Here is a 3,055-nt window from a genome sequence, read left to right as displayed (position 1 = left end):
CGCCGAGTGGGCCCGCCGGCTGGTCGACGCCGGCTTCGACAGCCTCTGGACGCCGGAGATCATCGCCCGCGGCCCGCTCGTGCCCGACCCGTTCGTCCTGCTCGCCGCCGCCGCCGCGGTGACCGGCGGGACGAGCGGCACCGTCGAGTTGGGCACCGCGACCGTGCAGGTGCCGCTGCACCACCCGGTCGAGCTGGCCCACCGCGTGCACTCGCTGCTGGCGGTGTGCGGTGACCGCCTCAGTCTCGGCGTGAGCCCCGGCTCGACCCGGACGGACCACGTGGCGCTCGGGCGCGACTTCGCTCGTCGCTTCGCGGTGCTGCACGGCGACCTCGCCCGGCTGCGGGTGCTGCTCGCCGACGGCCGCGACGAGCAGGTGGTCGTCGCACCGGCACCGCGCCGCCGCCCGCCACTGCTACTCGGCTCGTGGGGTGCCAACGTCGAGCGCGCGGCGCACGGGTTCGACGGCTGGCTCGCCTCGGGGGTGCGGCGCACGCCCGACGAGATCGTCGAGGCGCTCGGCCGGTACCGGGCGGCGGGAGGTCGGCGGGCGGTGGTCTGCGCCGTCCCGGTCGACGCGGCCACCGACCTCGGGCGGCTGCGTGCCGACCTGCAGCGCTACGCGGACGCGGGCTTCGACGACGCCGTTGTGCTCATCGCCCCCGGCGGCCCCGAGCCGACCCGCGTCCGGGCGCTGTGCCCGTGACCGCCGGCCGCCCGGACGCGCCGCGCGCCCCTCGTCCTCCGTCCATCGCGGAGGTACCGTCGCGCCAGCCCCCTCGACCGCAGCAGGAGGACCGATGGCCGCAGGCATCGCCGTCGTCGCGCCGTCGCTGCTGGTGATCGACGACGACAGCCGCGTGCGCACGGTCGTGCGGTGGCAGCTCGAGGCCGAGGGCTGCACCGTGCACGAGGCGGCCGACGGCAACGCGGCGTGGCAGGCCATCGTCGACCACCGTCCCGACCTGGTCGTGCTCGATCTGTCGCTGCCCGGCGTGTCCGGCCTCGACCTGCTGCGCCGCCTGCGCGAGGCCGGCGACCGCACGCCGGTGGTCGTGCTGTCCGGACGCAGCGGCGAGGGCGATCGCATCCTCGGCCTCGACCTCGGCGCCGACGACTACCTGGTGAAGCCCTTCTCACCGGGCGAGCTCGCCGCCCGGGTGCGCTCGGTGCTGCGCCGTGTCGGGCCGCCGTCCGAGCAGCCGGTACCCGCACCCGTCGCCCCCGGCTCGCGCCTGCGCATCGATCCCTGGACGCGCGAGGTCGAGCTCGACGGCGTGCCCGTGCCGCTCACGGCGCGCGAGTTCGACCTGCTCGCCTTCCTCGCCGCCCATCCGCGGCACGTCTTCACCCGCGGCCAGCTGCTCGAGCAGGTCTGGGCGAGCTCGACGGGGTGGCAGAGCGAGGCCACCGTCACCGAGCACGTGCACCGGCTGCGGCACAAGCTCGGCCCGGGCCATCTCGTCACCGTGCGCGGCGTCGGCTACCGGCTCGAACCGTGACCGCGCTCGACCGTGCCGTCGACCGCGCGCCGGACGCCACGATCGAGCACGGCGATGCCGTCGCCCTGCTCGACCGGCAGACCGGCATCCTCGAGCAGATCGCCGCGGGCGTCGCACTGCCGGGCGTGCTGACCGGCATCACCACCACGCTCGAGGATCTCGTCCCGGGGTCGTCCTGCTCGGTGCTGCTGCTCGACCGCGAGACGGCCACGCTGCGGCACGGCGCCGCGCCCTCGCTGCCGGTCGACTACTCGGCCGCGATCGACGGCATGTCCATCGGCCCGCTCGCAGGCTCGTGCGGCACCGCGGCGTACACCGGCGAGGTCGTGGTCGTCGAGGACATCGCGACCGACGAGCGGTGGGCGGCCTACCGGCACCTCGCCGACCGGGCCGGCGTGCGCGCCTGCTGGTCGACGCCGATCCGCGGCCGCGACGGCATCCTCGGCACCTTCGCCGTGTACCGGCCGCACCCGCACCGACCGACCCCGCGCGAGGAGCACCTCGTCGAGCGGTTGAGCCACCTCGCGTCCGTGGCCATCGACCACCACGACCTGCTGACCGCCCTGACCGAGAGCGAGGAGCGCTTCCGCCGCGCCTTCGAGGACAACGCGGTCGGCATGGCGCTGGCCGGTCTCGACGGCGGGGTGACGCGGGTCAACCGCGCCATGCAGGCGATGCTCGGACGCCCCGAGCGCGAGCTCGTGGGCACCAGGCTCGACGACCTCGTCGTCCCCAGGGGCGCACGCCCGCGGTTCGGGGCGCAGGGCGAGTACGAGGCGACCACGACCACGGCCGACGGGCAGGTGCTCGACGTCGCCGTCACGGTGTCGGCCATCCGCGGCATCAGCGGGCTGCCGCGGGCCCTGTCGGTGAACGTCCTCGACATCACCGGCCGTCGCGCCGCCGAGCGCGACCGTCGGCGCCGCGTCGAGGCCGAGCTGGCCCAGCACGCCGCGGAGGCCGCCAACCGCGCCAAGACCGACTTCGTCTCGGCGCTCGGGCACGAGCTGCGCACGCCGCTGCAGGCGATCACCGGCTTCACCGAACTGCTCGGCACGCTCGACCTGGACGCCGAGCGCCGGTCGGCCGCGCTCGGGCACATCACGTCCGCGGCGCATCACATCCTGGCCATGGTCGACGAGGTGCTCGACGTCGCGCGCATCGAGACGGGCGCCCTGCCGTTGACCGTGGTCGACCTGCCGGTCGCCGCGCTGGTGACGTCCGTGCTCGACATGGTGGGGCCGCTCGCCCTGGCGGAGCGGGTCACCGTGCAGACGTCGCCCGGATGCCCCGCACTGCGGCTGCGCGCGGACGAACGCCGGGTGCGGCAGGTGCTGCTGAACCTCGTGACCAACGCGATCCGCTACAACCGCGCCGGCGGCCGCGTCGAGGTCGCCTGGGACGGGGCGCCCGGCGCGGGGGAGACGGTGCGGATCACCGTCACCGACACCGGGCCGGGTATCGGGGCCGAACACCTCGACCGGCTCTTAAAACCCTGCGACACGCACGGCCGCAACTACTAAGTGGGCATCTGGCTCGGGCTGGCGTTTGAC

The 3,055-nt window shown here is 75.3% G+C and carries 3 protein-coding genes; all 3 read left to right on the top strand.

Translation table 11 applies throughout. The features are described from left to right. Positions 1 to 706, top strand: a 706-nt coding sequence (locus ACTHMS_RS14025; RefSeq protein WP_440307293.1) for an LLM class flavin-dependent oxidoreductase, incomplete at its 5' end; no start/stop codon positions are given. 94 nt (positions 707 to 800) lie between these two features. Further along, positions 801 to 1,502: a response regulator transcription factor gene (locus ACTHMS_RS14020; RefSeq protein ID WP_440307292.1), complete on the top strand. Its 702-nt coding sequence runs from the start codon at positions 801 to 803 to the stop codon at positions 1,500 to 1,502. After that, on the top strand, positions 1,499 to 3,025 hold the full coding sequence (locus ACTHMS_RS14015) for a GAF domain-containing protein (protein WP_440307291.1): 1,527 nt from the start codon (positions 1,499 to 1,501) through the stop codon (positions 3,023 to 3,025). The genes ACTHMS_RS14020 and ACTHMS_RS14015 overlap by 4 nt, the downstream gene beginning before the upstream one ends. Positions 3,026 to 3,055 lie beyond the last annotated feature (30 nt).

The sequence above is a fragment of the Jatrophihabitans sp. genome (assembly GCF_051960575.1).
Taxonomy (GTDB): domain Bacteria; phylum Actinomycetota; class Actinomycetes; order Mycobacteriales; family Jatrophihabitantaceae; genus JBQCEE01.
This window is presented reverse-complemented; position numbering and strand designations above follow the sequence as displayed.

Excerpts from the sequence above, each read along its gene's own strand:
- ACTHMS_RS14020 (WP_440307292.1), top strand. The coding sequence starts at position 801 with ATGGCCGCAGGCATCGCCGTCGTCGCGCCGTCGCTGCTGGTGATCGAC.